The 25411-nt window shown below is 65.1% G+C and carries 26 protein-coding genes and 1 tRNA gene; 20 read left to right on the top strand and 7 right to left on the bottom strand.

The genetic code is table 11. The features are described from left to right. Positions 1 to 83 precede the first annotated feature (83 nt). The 5 genes from ACOOHP_RS05135 to ACOOHP_RS05155 all read left to right on the top strand — a co-directional run bounded on the left by ACOOHP_RS05135 (position 84) and on the right by ACOOHP_RS05155 (position 5098). Positions 84 to 1508 (top strand): class II fumarate hydratase, encoded by a 1425-nt coding sequence (locus tag ACOOHP_RS05135; RefSeq protein WP_420465384.1) that lies wholly within the window; start codon positions 84 to 86, stop codon positions 1506 to 1508. Between the two features lie 93 nt (positions 1509 to 1601). Further along, complete coding sequence (locus ACOOHP_RS05140; protein ID WP_420465385.1) at positions 1602 to 2417, top strand: EthD family reductase; 816 nt, start codon at positions 1602 to 1604, stop codon at positions 2415 to 2417. A gap of 50 nt (positions 2418 to 2467) precedes the next feature. After that, positions 2468 to 4021 carry a 4-hydroxyphenylacetate 3-hydroxylase family protein gene (locus tag ACOOHP_RS05145; protein WP_420465386.1) on the top strand — a complete coding sequence of 518 codons (1554 nt, stop codon included), beginning with the start codon at positions 2468 to 2470 and terminating at the stop codon, positions 4019 to 4021. Continuing rightward, positions 4018 to 4839: an MBL fold metallo-hydrolase gene (locus ACOOHP_RS05150; RefSeq protein ID WP_420465387.1), complete on the top strand. Its 822-nt coding sequence runs from the start codon at positions 4018 to 4020 to the stop codon at positions 4837 to 4839. The genes ACOOHP_RS05145 and ACOOHP_RS05150 overlap by 4 nt, the downstream gene beginning before the upstream one ends. Before the next feature lie 10 nt (positions 4840 to 4849). Continuing rightward, positions 4850 to 5098 (top strand): hypothetical protein, encoded by a 249-nt coding sequence (locus ACOOHP_RS05155; protein WP_420465388.1) that lies wholly within the window; start codon positions 4850 to 4852, stop codon positions 5096 to 5098. 17 nt (positions 5099 to 5115) lie between these two features. On the opposite strand, the gene ACOOHP_RS05160 is transcribed toward ACOOHP_RS05155, so the two are convergent. The 5 genes from ACOOHP_RS05160 to ACOOHP_RS05180 form a co-directional block, all read right to left on the bottom strand. Continuing rightward, the gene (locus ACOOHP_RS05160; RefSeq protein ID WP_420465389.1) at positions 5116 to 5973 is read right to left on the bottom strand and encodes a DUF4382 domain-containing protein; all 858 of its coding nucleotides are present in this window, start codon (positions 5971 to 5973) and stop codon (positions 5116 to 5118) included. Next, positions 5970 to 7301, bottom strand: a complete 1332-nt coding sequence (locus tag ACOOHP_RS05165) for a hypothetical protein (protein WP_420465390.1) — start codon at positions 7299 to 7301, stop codon at positions 5970 to 5972. The genes ACOOHP_RS05160 and ACOOHP_RS05165 overlap by 4 nt, the downstream gene beginning before the upstream one ends. Positions 7302 to 7305: 4 nt before the next feature. Beyond that, positions 7306 to 8382 (bottom strand): NHL repeat-containing protein, encoded by a 1077-nt coding sequence (locus ACOOHP_RS05170; RefSeq protein ID WP_420465391.1) that lies wholly within the window; start codon positions 8380 to 8382, stop codon positions 7306 to 7308. A gap of 278 nt (positions 8383 to 8660) precedes the next feature. Further along, positions 8661 to 9947, bottom strand: a complete 1287-nt coding sequence (locus ACOOHP_RS05175; protein WP_420465392.1) for a sensor histidine kinase — start codon at positions 9945 to 9947, stop codon at positions 8661 to 8663. After that, positions 9944 to 10684, bottom strand: a complete 741-nt coding sequence (locus tag ACOOHP_RS05180) for a response regulator (protein WP_420465393.1) — start codon at positions 10682 to 10684, stop codon at positions 9944 to 9946. Before ACOOHP_RS05180 ends, ACOOHP_RS05175 begins: the two co-directional genes overlap by 4 nt. 164 nt (positions 10685 to 10848) lie before the next feature. Here ACOOHP_RS05180 and ACOOHP_RS05185 point away from each other — a divergent pair, with 164 nt between their 5' ends. From ACOOHP_RS05185 to rraA, 5 genes are all read left to right on the top strand, one after another. Beyond that, the gene (locus ACOOHP_RS05185; protein WP_420465394.1) at positions 10849 to 12381 is read left to right on the top strand and encodes a fumarate hydratase; all 1533 of its coding nucleotides are present in this window, start codon (positions 10849 to 10851) and stop codon (positions 12379 to 12381) included. Positions 12382 to 12436: 55 nt separating this feature from the next. Continuing rightward, a complete protein-coding gene (locus ACOOHP_RS05190) occupies positions 12437 to 12646 on the top strand; it encodes a hypothetical protein (RefSeq protein ID WP_420465395.1) in 210 nt (69 codons plus the stop codon). Between the two features lie 120 nt (positions 12647 to 12766). Next, positions 12767 to 13087, top strand: a complete 321-nt coding sequence (locus tag ACOOHP_RS05195; RefSeq protein ID WP_420465396.1) for a hypothetical protein — start codon at positions 12767 to 12769, stop codon at positions 13085 to 13087. An 81-nt stretch (positions 13088 to 13168) separates the two neighbouring features. Then, on the top strand, positions 13169 to 13687 hold the full coding sequence (locus ACOOHP_RS05200; RefSeq protein ID WP_420465397.1) for a disulfide bond formation protein B: 519 nt from the start codon (positions 13169 to 13171) through the stop codon (positions 13685 to 13687). 29 nt (positions 13688 to 13716) lie between these two features. Then, positions 13717 to 14199, top strand: a complete 483-nt coding sequence (rraA, locus tag ACOOHP_RS05205; RefSeq protein ID WP_420465398.1) for a ribonuclease E activity regulator RraA — start codon at positions 13717 to 13719, stop codon at positions 14197 to 14199. Positions 14200 to 14211: 12 nt separating this feature from the next. Here rraA and ACOOHP_RS05210 read toward each other — a convergent pair whose 3' ends face one another. After that, positions 14212 to 15084 carry a bile acid:sodium symporter family protein gene (locus ACOOHP_RS05210; RefSeq protein ID WP_420465399.1) on the bottom strand — a complete coding sequence of 291 codons (873 nt, stop codon included), beginning with the start codon at positions 15082 to 15084 and terminating at the stop codon, positions 14212 to 14214. Between the two features lie 220 nt (positions 15085 to 15304). Between ACOOHP_RS05210 and aceB the strand changes: the two genes are divergently transcribed. Then, on the top strand, positions 15305 to 16882 hold the full coding sequence (gene aceB / locus ACOOHP_RS05215; protein WP_420465400.1) for a malate synthase A: 1578 nt from the start codon (positions 15305 to 15307) through the stop codon (positions 16880 to 16882). Positions 16883 to 16988: 106 nt separating this feature from the next. Then, entirely contained in the window at positions 16989 to 18302 is a 1314-nt protein-coding gene (gene aceA / locus ACOOHP_RS05220; RefSeq protein ID WP_420465401.1) for an isocitrate lyase, read from the top strand. 323 nt (positions 18303 to 18625) lie between these two features. Here aceA and ACOOHP_RS05225 read toward each other — a convergent pair. Beyond that, positions 18626 to 18710, bottom strand: a tRNA-Leu gene (locus ACOOHP_RS05225). Between the two features lie 64 nt (positions 18711 to 18774). On the opposite strand from ACOOHP_RS05225, the gene rnr reads away from it, so the two are divergent. The 8 genes from rnr to rplI all read left to right on the top strand — a co-directional run bounded on the left by rnr (position 18775) and on the right by rplI (position 25385). Then, entirely contained in the window at positions 18775 to 21075 is a 2301-nt protein-coding gene (gene rnr, locus ACOOHP_RS05230) for a ribonuclease R (RefSeq protein ID WP_420465402.1), read from the top strand. Then, positions 21072 to 21806 (top strand): OmpA family protein, encoded by a 735-nt coding sequence (locus ACOOHP_RS05235; protein WP_420465403.1) that lies wholly within the window; start codon positions 21072 to 21074, stop codon positions 21804 to 21806. The genes rnr and ACOOHP_RS05235 overlap by 4 nt, the downstream gene beginning before the upstream one ends. 101 nt (positions 21807 to 21907) lie before the next feature. Beyond that, on the top strand, positions 21908 to 22162 hold the full coding sequence (locus tag ACOOHP_RS05240; protein WP_420465404.1) for a hypothetical protein: 255 nt from the start codon (positions 21908 to 21910) through the stop codon (positions 22160 to 22162). Further along, positions 22162 to 22908, top strand: a complete 747-nt coding sequence (rlmB, locus tag ACOOHP_RS05245; protein WP_420465405.1) for a 23S rRNA (guanosine(2251)-2'-O)-methyltransferase RlmB — start codon at positions 22162 to 22164, stop codon at positions 22906 to 22908. The genes ACOOHP_RS05240 and rlmB overlap by 1 nt, the downstream gene beginning before the upstream one ends. Then, positions 22905 to 23870: a hypothetical protein gene (locus ACOOHP_RS05250; RefSeq protein ID WP_420465406.1), complete on the top strand. Its 966-nt coding sequence runs from the start codon at positions 22905 to 22907 to the stop codon at positions 23868 to 23870. Before rlmB ends, ACOOHP_RS05250 begins: the two co-directional genes overlap by 4 nt. A 381-nt stretch (positions 23871 to 24251) precedes the next feature. Then, positions 24252 to 24683 carry a 30S ribosomal protein S6 gene (gene rpsF, locus ACOOHP_RS05255; protein ID WP_420465407.1) on the top strand — a complete coding sequence of 144 codons (432 nt, stop codon included), beginning with the start codon at positions 24252 to 24254 and terminating at the stop codon, positions 24681 to 24683. Beyond that, positions 24684 to 24911 (top strand): 30S ribosomal protein S18, encoded by a 228-nt coding sequence (rpsR, locus tag ACOOHP_RS05260; protein ID WP_420465408.1) that lies wholly within the window; start codon positions 24684 to 24686, stop codon positions 24909 to 24911. A 12-nt stretch (positions 24912 to 24923) separates the two neighbouring features. Next, positions 24924 to 25385: a 50S ribosomal protein L9 gene (rplI, locus tag ACOOHP_RS05265; protein ID WP_420465409.1), complete on the top strand. Its 462-nt coding sequence runs from the start codon at positions 24924 to 24926 to the stop codon at positions 25383 to 25385. The last annotated feature ends 26 nt before the right edge of the window (positions 25386 to 25411 follow it).

Below are 25411 nucleotides of genomic sequence, written 5' to 3' on the forward strand. Positions count from 1 at the left end.
CCGATGGATGCCCAGTGTAATTCATCACCTCCGGGCCCCCGCCCGGTTCCGGCGCGACGCCGCCCCTGTCGAGCACAGCATTCATGGCCAGAAAACCGAAAACGCCGCGCGAGCGGATAGAGCAGGACAGTCTCGGCGAGGTGCACGTCCCGGCCGGCGCCATGTGGGGGGCGCAGACCCAACGCGCGGTGCAGAATTTTCCGGTCTCCGGCCTGCGGCTGCCGCGCGGTTTCATCTCGGCTCTAGGGCTGATCAAGGCGGTTGCGGCGCAGGTCAACGCCGACCTTGGCCTGCTGCCGGAAGCGCTGGCGCAGGCGGTCTTCGACGCGGCCTGGGCGGTGCACCGAGGCCGGCACGACGATCAGTTCCCGGTGGACGTGTTCCAGACCGGCTCCGGCACCTCCAGCAATATGAACGCCAACGAGGTCATTGCGCACCTGGCGACCGTGGCGCTGGGCAAGCCGGTGCACGCCAACGACCACGTCAATCTGGGCCAGTCGTCCAACGACAGTGTGCCCACTGCCATCCACGTGTCGGCGGTATTGGCAGTGCAGGGGGAACTGAAGCCCGCACTGGCGCATCTGGCGCAGGCCATCGAGGCGCGGGGCGGGCAACTGCGCGGCGTGGTCAAGACCGGCCGCACGCACCTGATGGACGCCATGCCGTTGCGGCTGGACCAGGAGCTGTCGGCTTGGGCGCAGCAAGTGCGCAACGGTATCGAGCGCCTCGACGCCAGCTTGCCGCGTCTGCTGCGCCTGGCTCAGGGCGGCACCGCGGTGGGCAGCGGCATCAACGCGCATCCGCGCTTTGCGAAGGCGTTTGCACGCAAGCTGTCGCGGTTGACCGGACAGCGCTTTGTGCCGAGTCCGAACTTCTTCGAGAGCCTGTCCAGCCAGGACGCCGCGGCCGAGTTGTCGGGCCAGCTCAAGGTGATCGCGGTGGCACTGATGAAAATCGCCAACGATCTGCGCTGGATGAATTCCGGCCCGCTCGCCGGGCTGGGCGAAATCGAGCTACCGGCGCTGCAGCCGGGCTCCAGCATCATGCCGGGCAAGGTCAATCCGGTGATTCCAGAGGCCGTGTGCATGGTGGCGGCCAAGGTCATCGGCAACGATGCTGCGATCACACTGGCGGCGCAGAGCGGTAATTTCCAGCTCAACGTGATGCTGCCGCTGGTCGCACACGATCTGCTGCAGTCCATCGGGCTGCTGTCCGCGGCATCGCGTCTGCTGGCAGACCGTGCGATCGCGGGGCTGGTGGTGCGTCAGGACCGGCTGGCCGCCAATCTGGCGCGCAATCCGGTGCTGATCACGGCCGCCAATCCGGTGCTGGGTTACGACAAGGCGGCGGCCATCGCCAAGCGTGCCTATCGCGAAGCGCGGCCGGTGCTGGACGTGGCGCGCGAGGACAGCGCGTTGCCGGAAGCACAGCTGCGGGCCTTGCTGGATCCCTTGCGCCTGACCCGGGGCGGGTTGGTCACCGCATCGAAGCGACGCCAGCGGCGCTGACCGTACGGCAGCCACGTTTGCCGAATCCGGTTCGGATTGCCTAGCCTAGGGCGCCGGGAAAAACCAACACACCCACACAAAGGGGGAGAAATCATGTCTGTTTACAACCACTGGCGTCTGCTGGGCGCCTGTCTTCTGCTATCGCTGGCCGCATGCTCCAAGTCGGGCGACCCGGCCACCGAGGCGGCAGCGACGGCGACTGCGGATGGCGCCAAGGGCACCCACTTCGTCACCGTGCTCTACAACCCGCCGGAAGATCCTGCGGCTTTCGAAAAGTATTACTGGGAAACCCACGTGCCGCTGGTGGGCGAAAAACAGGCCGAGATCGGTTTCGTTGCCGCCGAGCTGACCCATTTTGTGCGCACCCTGGACGACCAGCCATCGCCCTTGTACCGACAGGCGGTGCTGTGGTTCGACAGCGCCGAGGCGCGCGACAAGGGCCTGGCATCGGACGGCTTCAAGGCCGTCGGCGACGACCTGGCCAATTTCGCCAGCGGCGGCCTGATCGGCATGGTGGGTGAGCAGACCAGCGAGCCGACGCCGCTGGCGCAGGGTGATCACACCTACTTCGTGACCGTGCTCTATCAGCAGCCCGAAGATGCCGCCGCCTTCGAGTCCTATTACGCCGATACCCATCTGCCGCTGGTGGGTGAGCACGCCGAGGACATCCAGTTCACCCGCGCCGAGCTGACCAAGCTGGAGAAAAATCTGGACGGCACACCGCCCGCCTACTACCGCCAGGCCAAGCTGTATTTCTCCAACGAGGTCGCCCTCAACGGTGGCCTGGCCACGCCGGGCTTCAAGGCTGTCGGCGATGATCTGGGCAACTTCGCCACCGGCGGCCTGGTGGCCCTGGTGGGGCACCTGACCAGCGCGCCCGCGCCGGCCGCGGCACCGCCAGCGCCCTGAGGTTCGGCTGGCAGTAGCATGGCGGCTTCCCATTTGCGCGGGAGGCCGCCATGAACGAAATCCGCACGCCCAAAATCGCCGTAGACAGGATCACCTGCGGCGCCGACTACATCCAGAGCCTGCGTGGTCGAGGGCTGACCGTCTGGTTGTTCGGCGAAAAAGTGGAAGAGCCGGTGGATCACCCGATCATCCGGCCCTCGATCAATGCCCTGGCCCGCACCTACGATCTGGCCGTCGAGCATCCGGAGCTCGCGTCGGTGGTGTCGCCCTTCACCGGCGAGCGAGTCAGCCGGTTCCTGCATGTCTGCACCTCCGCGCCCGACCTGGTGGCGCAGAACAAAATGCAGCGCCGCCTCGGCCAGCTTACCGGCACCTGCTTCCAGCGCTGTGTGGGCATGGATGCGTTCAACGCGCTGTACTCGGTCACCTTCGAGATCGACGAGCAGCGCCAGACCTCGTATCACACCAGGCTCAAGTCGTTTCTGACCGACATGCACCGCGGCAACTTCGTCGTCGGCGGAGCCATGACCGACGTCAAGGGCGATCGCGGCAAGGCGCCCCACGAACAGACCGATCCGGACCTGTTCGTGCGCATCGTGCGGCGCTCGAAAGATGGCGTGTGGATCCGCGGCGCCAAGGCTCACCAGACCGGCTGCATCAACAGTCACTGGATGCTGGTCATGCCGACCATGCGGCTTGGTCCCAAGGACCGCGACTGGGCGGTGGTGGGCGCGGTGCCGGTCGACGCGCCAGGCATCACCTATATCTACGGCCGCCAGTCCTGCGACACGCGCGCGATGGAGGGCGGCAGCATCGATCCCGGCAACGTCATGTACGGCGGTCAGGAGGCGATGGTGATCTTCGACGACGTGTTCATTCCCAATGAGCTGATCTTCATGGATGGCGAGACCGACTACGCCGCCATGCTGGTGCAGCGTTTCACCGCGTATCACCGGCGCAGTTACGTCTGCAAATCCGGCGTCGGCGATGTGCTGATCGGCGCCGCGGCTGCGATTGCCGAGATGAACGGCGCGGACGCGGCCAGCCACGTCAAGGACAAGCTGGTTGAGATGACGCACTTGAACGAGACCATCTACGGCACCGGCATCGCCGCCAGTCACCAGGGTTTCGCGACCAAATCCGGCGCGTATCTGGCCGATGACATGCTGGCCAACGTGTGCAAGCACCACGTCACCAAGCTGCCCTACGACCTTGGTCGCATCGCTCAGGATCTGGCCGGCGGGCTGGTCGCCACCCTGCCCAGCGAGCAGGATTTCCGCCATCCCGAGATCGGCGAACTGCTGAAGAAATACCTGGCGGGACGCAGCACGTTCTCCACCGAGGAACGCATGCGCATGCTGCGCCTGATCGAGAACATGACCCTGGGTCGCAACGCGGTGGGCTATCTCACCGAGTCCATGCACGGCGCAGGATCTCCGCAGGCGCAGCGCATTGAGATCGGTCGAGCGATGCAGCTCGAATACAAAAAGCGCCTGGCCAAGGCCCTGGCCGGGGTCGCGCCGGAGCTGAGCGCCGAGGAAGTGGTCGAGGAAATGTCCGGCTACTTCGGACGCGTGTTTCCACCGGCGGAGCCGCTGTCGTGAGCGTGAAGATCCATCATCTCAACTGCGGCACGATGTGCCCTCACGGTCGCCGGCTGATGGCGGGCGAGGGCAGCCTGTTCGAAGATGCCGAACTGTGCTGTCACTGCCTGCTGATCGAGACCGATCAAGGGCTGGTGCTGGTGGATACCGGCCTGGGCACTGACGACGTGCGCAATCCGAAGCGGCTCGGTCGCGTGTTTCTGGCCGGCATCCGGCCGCAGCTGCGCCAGGAGGAAACCGCGCTGGCGCAGGTGCTTGGTCTGGGCTTTCAGCCCCGCGACGTGCGGCACATCGTGGTGACCCACCTGGATCTCGATCACGCCGGCGGGTTGCCGGATTTTCCGCAGGCGCAGGTGCATGTCTTCAATACGGAGCTCAAAGCCGCGCTCGCACCCGGTCTGCGCGAAAAGATGCGTTATCTGCAGGCGCAGTGGGCGCACGGACCGCACTGGGTGCGCCACCAGACCGAGGGCGAGAACTGGTTCGGATTCGAAGCCATCCGCGCGATTCCCGGCCTGGATCCTGACGTGCTGCTGGTGCCGCTCACCGGCCACACTCGTGGACACTGCGGCGTCGCGGTGCGGACTTCCGAGCGCTGGATGCTCCACTGCGGCGACGCCTATTTTTTCCGCGGCGAGGTCGAGACGCCACGGCGCTGTCCGATCGGGCTGATGGCATTCCAGAGCCTGGTGCAGATCAACGGCGCCGAACGCCTGCGCAATCAGCGGCGCCTCCGCGAACTGAAAACCGCACATGGCGGCGAGATCGAACTGTTCTGTGCGCACGATCCGCAGGAGCTGGCACGCCAGCAGCCCTGAAGCCCGCGCCGTGCGCGAGGTGAGCAAGGCCGAGTTCCGCGAAATCTATTTCCGCTACGCGCGTGCGCAAGACGGCTGGTCGGAATCGTATTGGTTGCAGTTCTACGAGCAGGATCGCGATCCGCCGATGAAGTACCGGATCGAATTGCCGCAATCGCCGGACCAGACCCGCATGATGATCGTGGACGATTACGGTGCCGGCGAGCACCGGCTGTTTTTTCTCAGCGAGGCTGCAGAAGATGACTTCTTCCGTTGCTGAGTCACCATGACGGTCGGTCAGAACTCCGGCATGTCGAGCACAACGGCGGCGCCGGCCTCCACCGTTACCACCACGGTGCTGCCGGAAACAAAATTCATCGCGTCGTCCTGTTCAGGGTGATCGCGATCGGCGTCACAGGTCCACGCCAGTGCGTAGCTTCCCGGTTCGAGCCAATCGAACGCGTAACCCCAGGCGCCCTCCACGGGACGCGCAGGCGCCGAAGCCAGTGGCCCGCTGCGCCCGCGGCGATAGTCGGCAGGGGCTCCCGCAGCGTCGTCGTACAGATACACCGCCACGCCAACGCCAACATCGCGGCCCTGACGGCACACCGTGTCCGATACCGCGGTCGTGGGTAGTGCGCCGCTGATGCTGGCGCCGCGGACCACGTCGACGGCGCGCAGCACGGGGACCAGGCGATAGGTCCCGCTGTCGTCGTCTGCGACCAGCGAGAAGCGCAGATCCAGGGTGGCGACGACCTCGCTGCTTTCGTCTTCCTCGATGTCGAGGGTCAGGTCTGCATACTCGACGTTACTGTCCCGCAAGAGTTCGAACACGCGGCCGTCGCTCATTTGCAGCGTGTGCGGCCCTTCCCCGAACTGAAGTCGGAGACCGGTGTAGGTCCCATCGTCGATCTCGGCGGCGGCGATCAGCACGGCAACGCTTCCGTCCACACTGTCACGCAGATCCCGAGCGACATCGTCAGCATCGAGGTCGTGCAGTCCGCCATCGGCGTCGATCAGTTGTACCGACTCCACTTTCACTCGTACGGATTCGACCCCATCGGTGTCCGCAACCGCCAGTTCGATCCCGACGGTGGACTCGCAGGCAGACAGGCAAAAGCCGCCGAGCAGCGCCAGCCAGCGCAGCGGCCTCACGGTGTCTGTCCTTGCGGTAATTCGTTGGAGGACGAGTAGATTCGCACCAGGGCGTAGTCGGTCGTCACCTGCTGGGCCTGCTCGGCGAAGACCTCGACTTCCACATCCTGGTCGGTATCGCCAACGGTGATCTCGCCCGCTGCGTCGGCCGCCGTGGAAACCAGCAGCGCCGAGGAGTTCAGCGGTGTCCACAACACGTGGCGCGAGATGTCGCGCTGCATGCCGTTGGCAAAGATGCCGGTCGCGTTGAGTTGCGCAGTGTCCGGATAGCGCACCAGAACTTCTTCGGGACTCACCGAAACGCGGTCCAGGCCGGTATCCAGCAGTTCCCACACACGCGTGCTGGTGCGCCAGCCAGCTCCGGAGTCAATCTCGATCTCGAAGCCAGCCATGCCCGCTTCTTCGAGCGCGGTCACCAACAGCAGGTCATTGCGAATATTGACCGGGTTGAGCAACTCTTCGATCGTTTCGCCGGGGCCGCTTCGCACCACGGTCGCGGCCAGGAAGTCGTCCGGCAGATTTTCGACCTCGATCGAGCGGCTCAGGTTTTGCGGTGTGCTTTCAGGATCGGGGAAGCGCGCGTAGACGCGCAACACCTCGGAGGTGCCCAGGGGCATACGGGCGTCGTCGCCGAACTCGTACTCCAGTTCCAGACGGTCGATGGCGGATACGCGGAACCGGGTCTGCGCGCGACGCCCGCACTCCGGGACCCGTGCGACCAGGGTCAGCGTCTGGTCATCGCGAAACGAGTTGGCTTGCACCTCGCCACCGATGTCCACCGCGGCCCGCGCCGTGGCCGGCTCGAATGACCAGACGGCGATTTCGCTGACATCCTCCTCCGGTCGGGCCTGGCTGAACGCGGCGATCAGATCGAACTTTTGCGGCAGGTCTTCTGCAATGTCGGTCAAGGGTGGTTCTACACGAAGCGAGCCGAGCGGCTCCACCTGCACTGCGAGCGTGCTGGTGAAGTCCAGATAAGTTGCGGTGATGGTGGCCAGCCCCGTCTTGAGCGCGATCAGCGCACCTGGCGGGTAGACGACCCCGTCCGGGCTGGGCGAAACACCGTCCCCGACGTAGACGGTGGTCGGGTCGCTGGAGCGAAAATCTGCGCGTGCGGAGAAGTCGCCGATCGTGGGCGCGTCGCCTTCAAAACGCACGAACGCTCCGATTTGCACGTTGGTGCATTCGTCCATCGCCAGAGACGTGAGACGACTATCCACGCCGAGGAACAGCTCTACCGGCTGGGTGCCTTCGCCAATTTCCAGCGACGCGTCCGAGCAAGCCGCCAGCATCGTCGCCAACCATGCGACCGTGATAATCCTGTGCATGCGCCTAGTCCGGGAAGAACAGGACGCGATGGTTGTTGCGATCACTCACGTAGAGCGCCCCGCCGGCGTAGGTCACACCGGTGGGCGTGCTGAGCGTGCGCTCAGTGGGGGTGTCGTCGGCCACACCGTCTTGATCGTCGTCGTTGGGTGTCCTCGCCTCGAAGGCGTCCTGTCCGTAAACGTCAAGCGCAACCTGGCCGCTGGCGATGGGAAAGGCGTCGAACTTGAGGACGCGATTGTTCCCGGCATCCGCCACGTAGATCCGCGTGCCGTCCGATGCGATGCCGTATGGGGTTCGCATGGAGGAGCTGCCGACCCCCGCGGTATTGCGCGAAAAATCGCTCTGACCGATCACATAAGTTGCATCCGCGCCGCTGGTACGCGGCACCTGCGCCCAATACATCACGCGGTTGTTGCCGCTGTCCCCAACCAGCAGGCGAAAGCCATCGGTCCATATTCCGGCAGGATTGCTCAGTCCGTCTTCCTCGTCCGCAGCGAGGTTGGTGACAAAATCTCGCTGTCCCAGAACCACGTCGGCGGCGGTGCCGGACTCGGTGGGTAGCGTGTTCCAGATCAACACTCGATTGTTGTTCTGATCGACCACGAACAATTGGTTGTTGGCCACCGACGCGGCGGCGGGAAATGCCATTTGCGTGGCCGATACACCCGCCTCGCTGGTGATGAAGTCGGGCTGTCCCAGCACGACATCGGCCGCGACATTGGCTTCGGGCAAGGTATTCCAGATCAAAACCCGGTTGTTACCGGCATCGGCCACCACCAACTTTCCGCCGGAAACGGCGACGCTGGCCGGCAGTGCCAGCTGATTGGCTGCGGTCCCCGGGCTGTTGCCGCTGCTGCTGTCCTGGCCCAGAACGAAGTCCGGCAGCTCGCTGGGACTGTCAGGAATGTTGTTCCAAGCCAGCACTCGGTTGTTGCCGTAGTCGGGGATGTAAAAGCGTGTGCCGTCGGTGGCGATCCCTCCCAGCGGCTGCGCGATGCCGATTTCTGACGTGGCCCCGCCAGCGTTGGAGGCGGCCCCGGTGAAATCTGGTTGGCCTACCAGCCCAAATGCGAGAGGCATTTCGATGTCCTCGCCGTCACTACTGCCGCCTCCGCAAGCGACCAGGAAAAATGACAGAAGGATCAGGGCGGGTAGCAGGAAAGGTGGGCGCACAGCAGTGTTTTTGGAGGTCATGTCGTCAGGTGGGGAATGAGTGCCGCGGAACAGAGCAGGAACATGCGGTCTGCGTTCCATCTGCTGTGTTGCCAAAGGGCAACAACATGTAACGACGCGTGTGATCGAGCTGCACGGACCCGGCGGAGTTCATCGCGCCGCTGCCTGCACGAACTTGTCCGGACTCAGCTCCGCGGAAGTTCCAAGCGGGCTTCGAACCCGCCGCTGTGCGCGTTGGCCAGACATAACCGGCCACCATGGGATTCGGCGATGTCCTTGACGATCGCCAATCCCAGTCCGGTACCGCCGCTTTCGCGGCTGCGGCTGGCGTCCACCCTGAAGAAGGGTTCGGTCAAACGCAACAGTAGGGCGTCCGGAACGCCCGGACCCTGGTCGCGGACCTCTATCGAAACGGTGTCGGACGTATCGAAGATCCGGATCTCTGCAGCGCCGGCATACTTCAGCGCGTTTTCGATCAGGTTGGTGATCGCGCGTTCGATCTGCGCTGGACGGCAGGCCAGTGGACGTGCACTGCCGGAGCATTCGATCCGCGCGCCGCTGTCCTGCAGACGCTCGATCACGGTGGCGACCAGTGCGTCCAGCGCGATCTCCTGCAGGGGTTCATCGCGGTGCACGCCGCACATGAAACTGAGCGCGTGTTCGACCCGGGACTGCAGCAGATCGACATCCTGTTTCAAGCCTGTGCGTTGATCGTCCGGCAACAGCTCCAGACGCAATTGCAGCCGCGTGATCGGAGTCTTGAGGTCGTGCGACATGGCTAGTAGCGCGTCGGTCCGCCCGCGCAGGAAACGCCGCAATCGATCCTGCATCTGGTTGAATGCCCGTGCGGCGCGTTGGACTTCCGGAGGGCCGTCGTCGGAAAGCGGGGCCTGATCGACGTCGCGGCCCAGGCTCTCAGCGGCTTTGGCCAGGCGGGCGAGCGGGCGCGTGATCCACGCCGCAGCCAACCACACCAGCAGCGCGGTGACCGCAAAAATGGCGGCCATAGCTTGCCAGGGAGGCTCCGGCCTTTGCGCCCGAAAGAACAAGGGGCGGTCGCCGGGGCCGGCAACACGAAAGTTGCGCATCATCCTGGCACGTCGACGGTCCATCGCCGCGACTTCGTCCGCTGTCAGGGGACGCAGCGCCAAACCGGTGGGGGCTTGTTGGAATGCGTCGGCGCCGTCGGCACCGCCGGTATCGCGTTCCGGCGTCGGGTCCGGCTCGACCGGGGTCACCAAGGGCGGGATGCCCGGCATCGGGGGTACGAAGCCGGGCGGGCGGCGCAGATCGCCGTTCTGCATGTGGGGCCCTGCGTAGACCTCCAGTATCGGGTAAGCATCACGCATCAGCCTGACCGTGAGGAACTGTGCAGCCAGGATCGCAGGCGCCATCACCAGGGCGACCCGGACCGCAAGCGGGATATGCCGGGGCCACTGCAGCAAGGCGGAGACGAATGACGTGACGGTCATTGGCTGCGGACCTCGGCGGCGAACACGTAGCCTCGGTTGCGCACCGTCTTGATCAAGGCCGGCTCGCGGCCACCGTCACCGATGCGATTGCGCAAGCGCGAGATGGCGATATCGATGCGCCGCTCGAACGGGTCGGCCGGACGCCCGACGACCGCTTCCATGATGCGGTCGCGCGTCAGCACTTGCCCGGCCGTGCTCAGCAGCAGCTCCAGCAGGCGATATTCGAGGCTGGAAAGCGGCACAACCACCGCTTGGGGATTGCGCAATTCGCGGCGGGTCAGATCCAGGGTCCAGCCTTCGAACGCGTACTCGCGCCGCTTGGTCGGCGAGCCGTGCCCGGCCGGTATCCGACGCAGGACCGTGCGAATCCGGGCGATGAGTTCTCGCGGATCGAAGGGTTTGGCGATGTAGTCGTCTGCGCCGACTTCGAGTCCCACGATGCGGTCCACCGGTTCGGCGCGCGCGGTGAGCATGATCACCGGGACCCCGGAACGGCGGCGCAAGCTGCGACACAGGCTCAATCCATCGTCGCCGGGGAGCATCAGGTCCAGCACCACCAGATCCGGGGCGTCGCGTTCGATCATCGGCCATAGACCACTGCCACAGCTGACCGAGGTGGCACGGAACCCGTAGCGTTCCAGCACCCGGCTCAACAACTGACGAATTTCCGGGTCGTCATCGACGACGACGATGTGCGGAGGAGCCTGGGTGTTGGCTGCGAGGGCGCTGGCGTGCATGTGCGCATAGTCACCCTAATGGTGTCCGAGTTCCGCGCCGTACCTTTTCGTTACATGGCGTTACATCGCGATGCACGGGCGGCCACCGGGGGCCGCGCTGCGAAGGGGGAACGGCTTGGTCGATAATGGGCGTCGCCTCCCGCCCCATTTTCCGAGCCCGAGTCATGACGACCATCCGCCAGGACGACCTGATCCAGTCCATCGCCGACGCCTTCCAGTACATCAGCTACTACCACCCGCTGGATTACATCCAGGCGCTGGGCGAAGCCTATGCCCGCGAGGAGTCGCCGGCGGCGAAGGACGCGATCGCGCAGATCCTGACCAATTCCCGGATGAGCGCCGAGGGCAAGCGTCCGATCTGCCAGGACACCGGCATCTGCGTGGTGTTTCTGAAGGTGGGCATGAACCTGCGCTGGGAGGCCACGATGTCGGTGCAGGAGATGGTCGACGAAGGCGTGCGCCGCGCGTATCTCAACCCCGACAATCCGCTGCGCGCCTCGGTGCTGGCCGATCCGGCCGGCGCCCGCAAGAACACCAAGGACAACACGCCAGCGGTGATCCATTACGAGGTCGTGCCGGGCGATCACCTGGAAGTGACCTGCGCGGCCAAGGGCGGTGGCTCCGAGAACAAGTCGAAGATGGTGTGCCTGAATCCGTCGGATTCGATCGTCGACTGGGTGCTCAAGACCGTGCCGACCATGGGCGCTGGCTGGTGCCCGCCCGGCATCCTCGGGATCGGCATTGGCGGCACGCCGGAGAAGGCGACGGTGATGGCCAAGGAGGCGATCATGGCGCCGGTGGATATCCATCGGATCAAGGCCAGGGCGGCGCGCGGCGAGACGCTGACGCGCGTCGAGGAACTGCGCCTGGAGTTGCTTACGAGGGTCAACGCACTCGGCATCGGCGCGCAGGGCCTGGGTGGCCTCACCACCGTGCTGGACGTCAAGATCATCGACTATCCCACCCATGCCGCCAGCCTGCCGGTGGCGATGATTCCCAACTGCGCGGCGACCCGCCATGTGCACTTCGAGCTTGATGGTTCCGGCCCCGCCAGGCTCGCGCCACCGAAGCTGGAAGACTGGCCCCAGGTCACCTGGCAGCCCGACACCCAGACCTCGACGCGGATCGATCTGGCCACGCTCACGCCGGCAGAAGTGGCGAGCTGGAAGCCCGGTCAGACCCTGCTGCTCAACGGCAAGATGCTCACCGGCCGCGATGCCGCCCACAAGCGCATCCAGGACATGCTGGCCAGGGGCGAGAAGCTGCCGGTCGATTTCACCAATCGGGTCATCTACTACGTGGGTCCGGTCGATCCGGTGCGCGACGAGGCAGTGGGTCCGGCGGGTCCGACCACCGCCACGCGCATGGACAAGTTCACCGAGATGATGCTGGCGCAGACCGGCCTGATCGCGATGATCGGCAAGTCCGAGCGCGGCCCGTCGGGCATCGCCGCCATCAAGAAGCATCGGGCCGCTTATCTGATGGCGGTCGGCGGTGCAGCTTATCTGGTGAGCAAGGCGGTCAAGGCGGCCAAAGTCGTCGGCTTCGAAGACCTCGGCATGGAGGCGATCTACGAGTTCGACGTGGTCGACATGCCGGTGACCGTGGCGGTGGACGCCAGCGGCGAGTCCGTGCACGAGACCGGGCCCAAGATCTGGCAGGCAAAGATCGGCAGGATCCCGGTGGTGGCGGCTTAGGGACGCGCGGCGCGCCATGCTAGGGTTGGGCCACTATTCCAAGGGAGTCGACACCATGCGTTTACCTTTCATGCTGCTGTCTGCCGTGCTGCTATTGTCGTTGGGCGCCTGTTCGAAGAAGGAGGAGGCGCCACCGGCACCGTCGGGTGCCTCCGAAAGCAGCGGTTCGACCTCGCTGAGTATCGACACCGACAGCGGCGCGGTGTCTTACGAAGAGCAAGACGGCGGCAACAGCACGTCGATCTCGATCGGCGAAGAAGACTGACCGTAGCGTTGTTGCGGCGAACGGGCTGCGGCCCGGGCGTCGCGCGATTCGGCGCGGACGCCGATCGCAATTTTCGATAGCTGAAACGATCGGGCACCAGACCCGGAGGAGAGACTGACCATGCCTGCCGTGCCGGCACGTGTCGCCCTGCTGTTGCTGTCTTCGTCGCTGCTGCTGGCGGGCTGCAGTGCGCCGCTGTCGGGTCGCTACGAGGACATCAACGATTCCTCGCGCTATTACATCTTCTCCAAGTGGAGCCGTTCCTGGGACAGCTATTACGAGGAGAGCGGCCGCTACACAGTGGACGGCAAGGTCATCACCCTGGACGCCAATGTCGACCTGACTGGCGAAATCGTGTCGGCGGACGAGTTCTGGCTCGACGACGTCCCCGGTTTCAACGAGGCGCGGCCCTACAACACCTACCGGCGTATCGCTCCCTAGAGATGTAGCTTCGGCCGCGGTCGCGGCCACCCCGGCGATGACGGATAATCAGTATCCCGCCTCACCGCCGTCATAGACATCATGCCGAGCTATCGACAACTATCTTTCCTTGGCTTCGTGGCCTGCGTTGGCGGCCTTGCGTTCGCGCTGTACCTGCAGCACTTCAAAGGCTTTGATCCCTGCCCCATGTGCATTTTCCAGCGCGTGGCGATGGCCGGTGCGGGTCTGGCATTTCTGCTCGGCGCACTGTATAACCCGAAAGCCTGGGGACGCTGGGTCTATGCGCTGCTGGCCGACCTGGCGGCGCTGATCGGCGCGCTGATCGCCGGTCGGCACGTGTGGTTGCAAGGCCTGCCCGCGGACCAGGTCCCGGCCTGCGGGCCGACCCTGGATTACCTGCTGGGCATGATGCCAGTGATGGAGGTCGTGCAGATGGTGCTCAAGGGCGACGGCAACTGCGCCAAGATCGACGCCGCCTGGCTGGGCCTGAGCCTGCCGATGTGGACCTTGATCGCGTTCGTTGGCCTGAGTTTATGGGCGGTGTTGAGCGTGCTGCTGCCGCTGATTCTGCAGCGCCGTACAGACGCGGTCGTGCGCTGAAACCCGTTCCTGTATTCCGAGAGCATTCGATGAGCTACGCCACCACCGATCTTTGCGACGCCCACCCCGAAGCGCAGACCTGCGAGCCGATCTTCGGTGACTTTGGTGGTCGCACCGCGTTCTTCGGGCCGATCAAGACGCTCAAGGTGTTCGAAGACAACGCGCTGGTGCGCGCCACCCTGGAGACCGCGGGTGAGGGCCGTGTGCTGGTCGTGGACGGTGGCGGCTCCACCCGCTGTGCGCTGTTCGGCGGCAATCTGGGTCAGCTGGCGGTGAAGAACGCCTGGGCCGGGGTGGTCGTTTACGGGCTGATCCGCGATTCCATCGAGATTTCCCAGCAGGACTTCGGGCTCAAGGCTCTGGGTACGCATCCGCGCAAGAGCGAGAAGGGCTTGCACACCGGCCACGCTGATCGCGTCGTGACCTTTGCGGGCGTTACGTTCAAGCCCGGCGCCTGGCTCTACGCCGACGCCGACGGGGTGCTGGTGTCGGATCAACCGTTACACGACTGAACCCCGCGAGGCTCAGGCCGCGACGGGCTCGCGCGCGTTGCGGCGTTGGATCAGGGCCACGAACAGGCCGGCGGTGATCAACATCTGGATGCCGTAGACCGCGGCCGGAATCATGTAGATCGGCGCGATCATCGCGGACACCGCCATGGCCAGTGTGGTGTTGTGGACGCCCAGTTCGATGGCGATGGCGGTGGACTGACGCGTGTCCAGCTTCGCCTTTCTGGCGATGAACCAACTCAGACTCATCGCCGCCAAGTTCAGGCTCAGGGTAGCGGCGCCCACGGCCAACAGCATGCCCAGTGCCTCATTGCGAGCTTCGAACAGCGCCCCGGCGACCACGATCACGAAGAACACCAGCGCCGCGCGTTTCACCCAGGGCTCCGCGCGCAAGGCAAAGCCGGTCGCGCGGTGACGCACGAGCATGCCCAGGCTCAGCGGCACCAGGGTGATGAGCAGGATTTTGATGACGATGCCGCCCATGTCCAGCGTTGCATCGGGGCGATCACCGAGAAAATGCCAGGTAGCCAGCGCCAGGAACAGCGGCGTCGTGAGCACCGACGCCAGGCTGCTGATTGCGGTCATGGTGACCGACAGCGCGGTATCGCCGAGGGCCAAATGGGTCAGCAAATTGGCAGTGGTGCCGCCCGGCGCGGCGCCCAGCAGCACCATGCCGATCGCCAGTTCCGGACCCAGGTCGAAGATGATCGCGGCGCCGAACGCCAGCAGTGGCGACAGCAGGAGCAGGTTGCCGAGTCCGATGGCCATGCCGCGCGGGTACACCAGCACACGACGGAAGTCGCCCGGGGTCAGGGTCAGGCCCAGGCCGGTCATGATGACGAACAGCGCAACCGGGAGCAGGGAGGTGGCAAAGAAGCTGCTTGCCATGGGCGAGGGACCGGATGGGGAGGTTGGGGACGCCGGAGCCTGCGGGAGACTGCCAGATTGCCGCTCCAAACGGTCGGGCGATTTTTCGCATTGACCTACGGGACATCAGGTTAGCGAATTGTTGCATTGCGATTAACGCCGGCCTTTGGATAAACTTCGCGCCCTTTTCCGGACTGAAAAGGTCCGGATTTCCCATCCAGTAGCGGGCAGGAGTTTGAGGATGAGTGCAGTGAAGGGTGTTCAGATCACGGGCCCAGTGCCCGCCGCATATAAGAAGATTCTGACGCCCGAGGCGCTCTCGTTCCTGGCCAAGCTGGTCCGCAAGCATGCCCCCACCCGCGACAAGCTGCTGGCGTATCGTGTGGAACGACAGGCGGCCATCGATAAGGGCAAGCTGCCGGGATTTTTGAAGGAAACCAAGAAGGTCCGCGACGGCAAGTGGAGGATCGCGGGGATTCCGGCGGCGCTGCAGGACCGCCGCGTGGAGATTACCGGCCCGGTCGACCGCAAGATGGTGATCAACGCCCTCAACTCCGGCGCCAAGTGCTTCATGGCGGATTTCGAGGATTCGGCCAGCCCGACCTGGAACCTGATGATGGAAGGCCAGATCAATCTGGCCGATGCGGTGCGCCGCAGGATCAGCTTCACCAACGAGGCCGGCAAGCAGTACAAGCTCAACGATCAGACCGCCACCTTGCTGGTGCGCCCGCGCGGCTGGCACCTGGACGAAAAACACATCCTGATCGACGGCAAGCCCGCGCCGGGCGGCATCGTCGACTTTGCGCTGTTCTTCTTCCACAACGCCGAGGAGCAGCTCAAGCGCGGTGCCGGTCCGTATTTCTACCTGCCCAAGATGCAGTCGCATCTCGAGGCGCGGCTGTGGAACAACATTTTCAAGGACGCCCAGGATCTGCTGAAGATTCCGCAGAAGTCGATCAAGGTCACGGTGCTGATCGAAACGATCTGGGCCGCGTTCGAGATGGATGAGATCCTCTACGAGCTGCGCAACCACATCGCCGGGCTCAACTGCGGCCGTTGGGACTACATCTTCAGCTGCATCAAGGTGCTCAAGGAGCGCAAGGACTGGGTGGTGCCGGACCGTTTCCAGGTCACCATGGACAAGCACTTCCTGGACTCCTACTCCAAGCTGCTGTGCGAGACCTGCCATAAGCGCGGCGCCTCGGCCATGGGCGGCATGGCCGCTTTCATCCCGACCAAGGATGCGGCCAAGAACGAAGAGATCTTTGCCAAGGTGCGCGCAGACAAGCTGCGTGAGGTCAACAATGGCCACGACGGCACCTGGGTCGCGCACCCCGGTCTGGTGCAGCTGGCGATGGACGTGTTCGACGAACACATGCCCGGACCGAACCAGATCGACAAGCAGTTCAATTACAAGATCAAGGCCGCCGATCTGCTCAAGCGCCCGGACGGGCAGATCACCGAGAACGGCCTGCGCATGAACATCAACGTCGGCATCGGCTATGTCGAGGCCTGGATCAGCGGCAACGGCTGCGTGCCGCTGCACAATCTGATGGAAGACGCCGCCACCGCAGAAATCTCGCGCACGCAGATCTGGCAGTGGCTCAAGCAGGGCGTGTCGCTCGACGACGGCCGCAAGGTCACCCGCGAGCTGGTGCTGCAGGTGATCGACGAGGAACTGGCCGCGTATCGCAAGCAGCTTGGCAATCGCTACTACCAGGGCCGCTTCGCCGAGGCCGCCGGGATCATGGCGCGCATGTCTACCGCCAACGCCTGCGCGGACTTCCTCACGCTTCCCAGTTACGAGTATCTCGACTGACCGTGAGGCGTGAGGGGTGAGGCGTGAGGCGACGACTGCCCGCGCTTGCTTCGCCTCACGCCTGACGCCTCACCTCTCACGTTTTCACCCCCCGAGGTCATTCCCCATGAGCAGCACCCGCGACGAGCAGATCAAGGCCCTAGAAAAAGACTGGGCAACCAACCCCCGCTGGAAGGGCGTCAAGCGCGGCTATTCCGCGGCCGATGTCGTGCGTCTGCGCGGCAACGTCCAGATCGAGTACACGCTCGCCAAGCAGGGTGCCGAGAAGCTCTGGGCGAAGGTCAACGGCGGCGCCAAGAAAGGCTACGTGAACGCCTTCGGCGCGATCACGGCCGGCCAGGCCATGCAGCAGGCCAAGGCTGGCCTGGAGGCCGTGTACCTGTCCGGCTGGCAGGTCGCCGCCGACGGCAACACGTCCGAAACCATGTACCCGGATCAGTCGCTGTACGCGTACGACTCCGTGCCGACCATGGTTCGCCGCATCAACAACACCTTCAAGCGCGCCGACGAGATCCAGTGGTCGCGCGGCATCGAAGCCGGTCACAAGGACTACGTCGACTACTTCCTGCCGATCGTGGCGGACGCGGAAGCCGGTTTCGGCGGCGTGCTCAACGCCTTCGAGCTGATGAAGAACATGATTGCCGCCGGCGCCGCCGGTGTGCACTTCGAAGACCAGCTCGCTGCGGTCAAGAAGTGCGGCCACATGGGTGGCAAGGTGCTGGTGCCGACCCAGGAAGCCTGCGAGAAGCTGATCGCCGCGCGCTTCGCCGCCGACGTCATGGGCGTGCCGACCATTGTGCTGGCCCGTACCGACGCCGAAGCCGCCAACCTGATCACGTCCGATCATGATGCGAACGACAAGCCGTTCCTGACCGGCGAGCGCACGCAGGAAGGGTTCTACCGTGTCAAGAACGGCCTTGAGCAGTCCATCAGCCGTGGCGTCGCCTACGCGCCGTACGCGGATCTGGTCTGGTGCGAAACCGGCGTTCCGGACATCGGCTTCGCGCGCGAGTTTGCGCAGGCGGTGCTCAAGGCCTGCCCGGGCAAGCTGCTGAGCTACAACTGCTCGCCGTCCTTCAACTGGAAGAAGAACCTCAACGACAGCCAGATCGCGTCCTTCCAGGAAGAGCTGAGCGCGCTGGGTTACAAGTACCAGTTCATCACCCTGGCCGGCATCCACATCAACTGGTTCAACACTTTCCAGTTCGCCCACGCCTATGCGCGTGGCGAAGGCATGAAGCACTACACCCAGATGGTGCAGGAGCCGGAATTCGCGGCGCGCGAGCAGGGCTACACCTTCGTGTCGCACCAGCAGGAAGTCGGCGCCGGTTACTTCGACGACGTCACCACCGTGATCCAGGGCGGCAGCTCCAGCGTCAAGGCACTGAGCGGTTCGACCGAAGAAGAGCAGTTCCACTGAGCTTCAAGTCGGATCAGACCAGGGCCGCCGCGTGCGGCCCTGGTCGTTTCTGTGGCAGGGCGGCGCGGTGTGTGCCTGGTCGTCACCAGCCAATCAGATTGCTCAGGGCACCCCGCACGTGCACGTCCTGGCGCTCGCGGGCTTGCTTCCATGGCAGCGGCGAAATCGTGATCCGGCCTAGGAGCTCCACGACCCACAGCAAACACCTGTTTGGATGCTGACGCCACATGGGTAGGCGCGGGCTCCGGTGCACAAGACGTAACAAAAAACCCCGCATTTCTGCGGGGTTCCTGGGCGTCTTCAGATACACTGTGTCGCCAAACTGGTGCCGAGAAGAGGACTCGAACCTCCACGATTTTACTCGCCAGTACCTGAAACTGGTGCGTCTACCAATTCCGCCATCTCGGCATTGCGTCACGGGTTTCCCGGTGAGCAAGGGCGCGAATTCTGGAGAGGCGCCACACGGATGTCAATGAAACCAAAGCAACGCGGTAAATCGAGCGATTGGCGCGGACAGGACCCGGCGTTTGCCCGGGAGTCCGAGCGCTACGCAGACCCCATTCCCTCACGCGAGCTGATCCTCGAAAGGCTGGCCTCTTCCGCCGGCCCCTTGACCCTGGACGATCTCATCGGTGCCTTCGCGCTGGCCCGGCTGGATCAGCAGACCGCGCTCGACAAGCGCCTGCGTGCGATGGTCCGGGAAGGCCAGTTGGTGCAGAACCGCATCGGTGCGTTCGGGCCGGTGGAAAAGATGAATGCAGTGGCCGGTACGGTGCAGGCGCACCGCGACGGCTTCGGATTTCTGATCCCCGACGCCGGCCCGCCCGATATCTTCCTGCCGCCGCGGCAGATGCGCGAGCTCATGAACGGCGATCGCGCGCTGGTGCGCGTGGTGGGGCGCGACTTCAAGAACCGGCCGGAGGGCTCGGTGGTCGAGGTGCTGGAGCGGGTGTCGCGCCAGGTGGTGGGGCGCCTGCATGTGGAGCAGGGCGTGGCCTATGTCATCCCCGACAACCCACGGGTGCAGCAGGATCTGTTGATCCCGTCCGACCTGCGCGGCGATGCACGCCATGGGCAGATGGTGGTGGCGGAGATCACGGCGCCGCCGGGGCATCGCACCTTGCCGGTCGGGCGCGTGATCGAAGTGCTGGGCGAGCACCTCGCGCCGGGCATGGAGATCGAGGCGGCAATACGCACGCACGCCTTGCCCTACATTTTCCCTGAAGACGTAGAGCGCGAGTGCGCGGCCATCCCCGACACCGTGCAGCCGTCGCAGATCGAGGGGCGTGTCGATCTGCGCGATCTGGGCCTGGTGACCATCGACGGGGCCGACGCGCGCGACTTCGACGACGCAGTGCATGCCCGACGCATGCGCGGTGCCAGCGGCTGGACCCTGACGGTGGCGATCGCCGACGTCTCGGCTTACGTGCAGCCGAACGCGCCGCTGGATCGCGAGGCGGCCAATCGCGGCAACTCGGTGTACTTTCCCAAGCAGGTCATTCCGATGCTGCCGGAAAAGCTTTCCAACGGGCTGTGCTCGCTCAACCCGGACGTGGATCGCCTTTGCATGGTGTGCGAGATGCGGGTGGACGCCGATGGCGAGGTCACCAAGTCGCGCTTCTTCGAAGGCGTGATGCGCAGCCGGGCACGGCTGATCTACGAGCACGTGGCGGCCGCGCTGGAGGGCCAGGCCGCCAAGGTCGATGCCACGCTGCTGCCCAATCTGCAGACGTTGCGCGAATGCTTCGAGGCACTGTTCAAGGCGCGCGCTCGGCGCGGGGCCATCGACTTCGAATCCAGCGAAACGCGGATCGAGTTCGGGGCCGACCGCAAGATCGAACGCATCGTGCCGGTGCAGCGCAACATCGCCCATCGCATGATCGAGGAGTGCATGATCGCGGCCAACGTCGAGTCCGCTCGCTTGGTGGCCAAGCACAAGTTGCCGGCGCCGTATCGCGTGCATGAAAAGCCCGACGCGGTGAAGGTACAGGCGCTGCGCGAATTCCTGTCCGCGCAGGGTTTGCGCTTGGGAGGCGGCGACCAGCCGGAGGCGATGGAGTACGCCAAGCTGATGGCGCGGGTGAAGGACAAACCCAATCGCAGCCTGATTCAGACGGTGATGCTGCGATCGCTGATGCAGGCCCGCTACAGCGCCGACAACAACGGTCACTTCGGGCTGGCGCTGACCCATTACGCGCATTTCACCTCGCCGATCCGGCGGTATCCCGACCTGCTGCTGCATCGCGGGCTCAAGCACCTGATCCGCCGCCGCACCTTCAAGCAGGTGATGCAGCGCCACAAGCTGTCCGAGTTCGCGTATTCCACCGCGGATATCGAACGGCACAGCGCCCATTGTTCGATGACCGAACGCCGCGCCGACGAGGCCACCCGCGATGCCGTGCTTTGGCTCAAGTGCGAGTACATGAGCGACCGCGTCGGCGACGAGTTCGATGGCGTGGTGTCTGGCGTGGCGCCATTCGGGCTGTTCGTGGAACTGGGCGGCCTGTACGTCGACGGTCTGGTTCACGTCAGCGGCCTGTCCAGCGACTACTACCAGTTCGACGCCCGCAACCATCGCCTGGTCGGCGACCGCACCGGCCGCGCCTTCAACCTCGCCGACACGGTGCGGGTGAAGGTGGTCAGGGTTAATCTGGACGAACGCAAGATCGACCTGGAACTGGTCGACACGCGCAAGGGAAAGAGTTCATCCGCGATTCATGGCGTCAAACCAGAATCGCGACCAGCCAAGAAACCGCGAGGGAGACGTCGATGAATCTGCATAAGTCTGTGTCCAACAAACCTGCTTCCAGGCTGGCCGTGCTCGGGCCGTTGACCGTCGCCGTGGTGGCGCTCGGCCTGGCCGGATGCGCCAACGACCCCAACAAGCGCGCCAAGATCGGCGGCGGCGTGGGGGCCGTGGTCGGCGCGGTGATCGGCAATTCGGTGAGCGACGCACGCGGCGCCCCCATCGTCGGCGCGGTGGTTGGCGCCATTGCCGGCGGCGCGGTCGGCAATTACATGGACAAGCAGCAGCGCGAGCTGGAGCAGCAGCTCGCCGAGGAGGCGCGCAACAACGAGCTGCAGATCGTGCGACTGTCGGACGATGCCCTGAAGATCGGAATCGCCAGCGACGTCAGCTTCGACCTCGGCAGCGCCACCCTGCGTCCCGACGCGCTGTCCACCTACGGCAAGATCGCCAATATTCTGGCCACCTACGACAAGACCATCGTCCACGTCGTCGGCCATACCGATACCAGCGGCAGCGCGGAGTTCAACCAGACCCTGTCGGTCAATCGCGCCGCTTCGGTCGGCAGCTACCTGGCGCAGAGCGGCCTCAACGCGGCGCGGGTCCGCGAAGAGGGCCGCGGCGAGCGCGAGCTGCTGGTGCGCACTGCAGACAACGTCAAGGAAGCGCGCAACCGCCGCGTTGACATCGTGCTCAAGCCGGTGGTCGAGGGCAACGAGCAGGCCGCCTGGACTCCGCCGCCCTATCTGGGGGGCTGAGCCCGGCCGCGGTAGATCGTCGGGGCGCCCAGGCGCCCCGATTTTTTTTTGGGCAACGCGCGCTGCGCGATAATCGCGATTCGCCCGGCTGGACACCCCTTATGAAACTCGCCCGTCTGTTCGTGTGCATGGTCCTGCCAGCCTCGTTGCTGGCCTGCAATCCGGCAAAGGACGAATCCGGCGATCGTGCCACCCGGGCCGGGGACGGACGCGCCGAAACCCAGGGCCTACGCAACACCGAGAACATCGGCTACTCGGGCAACGCCATCGGCGATCGTGTCGACGCGGCATTGGACGCCAACGACCGACGCACCGAGGACCTGGACCGCCAGCTCGAAGAGGCGACCGGCAACTGATGCCTTCCGAGCACTACATCGGCGGTTTCCACGCAGTGCTGGCGGCGCTGGAGGACGGTCGCCACAAGCCCTTCGAGGTCCTGCTGTCGGACAGCCGCAACGACGAGCGCTCGCGCCGCGTGCGCGCGCTGGCGCAGAGCCTGAGCGTTGCCGTGCGCACCGTCGCCCGCAGCGACCTGGACCTCAAGGCGCCGGGCCTTCGCCACCAGGGCGTGCTCGCGCTGATGCCCCAGGTGGAACTGGCGGGCGAGGATGTGCTGCTGGCGCCGGCCGACGAGGGCCGCCTGTTCCTGGCACTGGATGGCGTGCAGGATCCGCACAATCTCGGCGCCTGCCTGCGCACCGCCGAAGCCGCGGGCGTATCGGCGGTGATCGTGCCCAGGGATCGAGCCGCCGGCCTGACCGCGGTGGCGCGCAAGGTCGCGGCCGGTTCGGCCGAGCGCGTGCCGGTGGCGTCGGTGACCAATCTGTCGCGCACCCTGGCCAAGCTCAAGGACGCCGGCTACTGGTTGACCGGCCTGGACGGCGACGGCGTGGAGACGATCTACGATGTCGATCTGCGCGGTCCCGTGGTGCTGGTCATGGGCGCCGAAGGTGAGGGCATGCGCAGGCTCACCCGCGAAAACTGCGATCGCGTCGTGCGCATTCCCATGTTGGGCAAGGTCGAAAGCCTGAACGTTTCCGCCGCCGCGGCGGTGTGCCTGTTCGAGGCGTTACGCCAACGCCTGGGTGCAACGCGCGGATGAAGGGGCGAGTCGGCTGGATCGTCCTGGCGCTTGCACTGCTGATGTTCCTGGTGTCGGTGCGGCTGCTGGATCCGGACCTGGACGACGAGATCGGCACGGTCGATGCCAGCCGTTCGATGGAACCGGAAGTGAACGGAGAACCTTTATCGGACGACAAGCCGGCTGGCCCCGGCGATGACGACGACGGGCCGGCCGTGCTCGAAACCCGGTCCGAGTCCGGGGTGCCGATCCGCATCGTGCGCCGACCGCGGCTGGATCCGCCGGCGCCGCCCTACGCGACGGTCTATCCGCTGCTTCACGCCGCCGCCGAAAACGGCGAACCCACCGCGCAATACCGGCTGGGCCAGCTGCTATATCGCTGCCGCAGCGTGCCGGTGGAAGAAGACGAACTGGCGGCACAGATTGATCGCGTCTACCAGACCCGCCGACACGGCGGCTGGGATGTCGACGACCCGGCGCAGACCGAGCACAGCCTGCGTCAGGACTTCGAGCACTGTGCCGGCGTGCCAGCGGAGCAGCGCGGCCGCTACCGAGACTGGATGCGCCGCGCCGCGGACCAAGACCTGATGGAAGCCCAGCTCAATCTCATGTTCCATCTGCCGCAGGCGGAGTATTGCCAGTTCATCGAAAACTGCACGCCGGAACAGGCACGGCTCATGGCGGAGTTGCGCGAGCAAGCCCGGCAGGATGTGACGCGGGCGTTGGAGGCCGGATCGGTGGAGGCGCTGCGTACCATGGGCGGCTGGGCGCTCAACGAGGAGATGGGTACTCCCGACCCCGTGCAGGCCTTGGCCTATTTCAGTGCCTACGACCAGATCCAGCGCGCGGCCGGCCGCGAATCCGAGCTTGAAGCGATGCTGGCCGGATTGCGTGCACGCCTGCGTCCGGTCGATCTGGACGAAGCGGACAACCGTGCGAGCGACCTGCTGCGCAACCCGCGTTGCTGCCAGGTCACGCGCTGAGGGACGTCGCCGGCGGGCAGCGCCGGAGCGAAACGACTGGCCCGAGGGGCGGGGTTCGCGTCGACCGACCCGGCCGCGCGTGAGCGGGTCGTTCGTGCGGGTCGGTGACTGCCGGTTTCGCGTGCGGCTTGCACGGGTCCAGGGTCGGATCGGAGCTGCGGAAGCGCAAGGGCGTGCTCGAGCGCCAGGCCGACGGCCGATGCATCGAACGAACGCGTCGGCCCCCGACTCTCGCTGCCGAACACGGCCATTGCCAGATCTTGTGCCGCTCCCCTAGAATTCGCGCCCCTTTGCGAGCCGCATGGCGGCAAAGGTCCTGTCCCACCGGTTGCGCTACGGGGGACTGCCCGGGCGATTCGCCCGACATCCACAGGAGTTTGCATGCGTCACTACGAAGTTGTGGTCATGGTCCATCCGGACCAGAGCGACCAGGTGCCGGCGATGACCGAGCGCTACAAGGCCATGGTCGAGGCCGATGGCGGCAAGGTTCATCGCCTGGAAGACTGGGGCCGTCGCCAGCTCGCCTATGCCATCGCCAAGCTGCACAAGGCGCACTACGTGCTCATGAACATCGAGTGCACCGACGCCGCCCTGGCCGAACTTGAGAATGCCTTTCGCTTCAACGATGCGGTCATCCGCAAGCTGGTGATCCGCAAGGACGCCGCCGAGAGCGAGCAGTCGCCGCTGTTCAAGGTGCCGGAAGAAGACAAGAAGCCCGAATACAAGCAGCGCCAGCAGGCCGAGCTGGCCGCGCAGGACGACGAGTCTGCCGACGAAGACAGTCGCGAAGAAAAGACCGAGGAGGGCGCATAAATGTCCCGCATGTTCCGTCGCAAGAAGTCCTGCAAGTTCACGTCCGAAGGCGCCACCGGCGTCGATTACAAGGACCTGGCCACCCTCAAGCAGTTCGTTTCGGAGAACGGCAAGATCGTCCCGGCGCGCGTCACCGGCACCCGCACGCGCTTCCAGCGCCAGCTGTCGGTGGCCATCAAGCAGGCCCGCTTCCTGGCCCTGCTGCCTTACACCGACAAGCACGAGTAAAGGAGCCCAGACATGCAAGTGATCCTGCTCGAAAAGATCAAGAGCCTTGGCGACCTCGGCGACACCGTGAAGGTGCGTCCGGGCTACGGCCGCAACTTCCTGCTGCCGCAGGGCAAGGCGCTGCCGGCCACCGAGCCCAACCGCAAGGTGTTCGAAGCACGCAAGGCAGAGCTGGTCAAAAAGGCGCAAGACTCGGTCAACGCCGCCAAGATCCGCGCTGAGAAGCTCGCCGGCAAGACGCTGACCATCAAGGCGCTGGCGTCCGAAGAGGGCAAGTTGTATGGCTCGGTCGGTCCGGCGGAAATCGTCGACGCTGCCAAGGCGCTGGGACTGGACGTGGACAAGCACGAGATCGACATGGTCGACGGGCCGATCCGCACCACCGGTACTTCCACCGTGGCCGTGGTGCTGCACTCCGAAGTACAGACCAGCCTGACCATCGTGGTTCAGGAGCAGAAGTCGGCTGCGGCCTGATATCCGGCTTTCGCGTGGTCCAGAAT

It is taken from the genome of Panacagrimonas sp., from assembly GCF_965216805.1.
GTDB lineage: Bacteria > Pseudomonadota > Gammaproteobacteria > Nevskiales > Nevskiaceae > Panacagrimonas.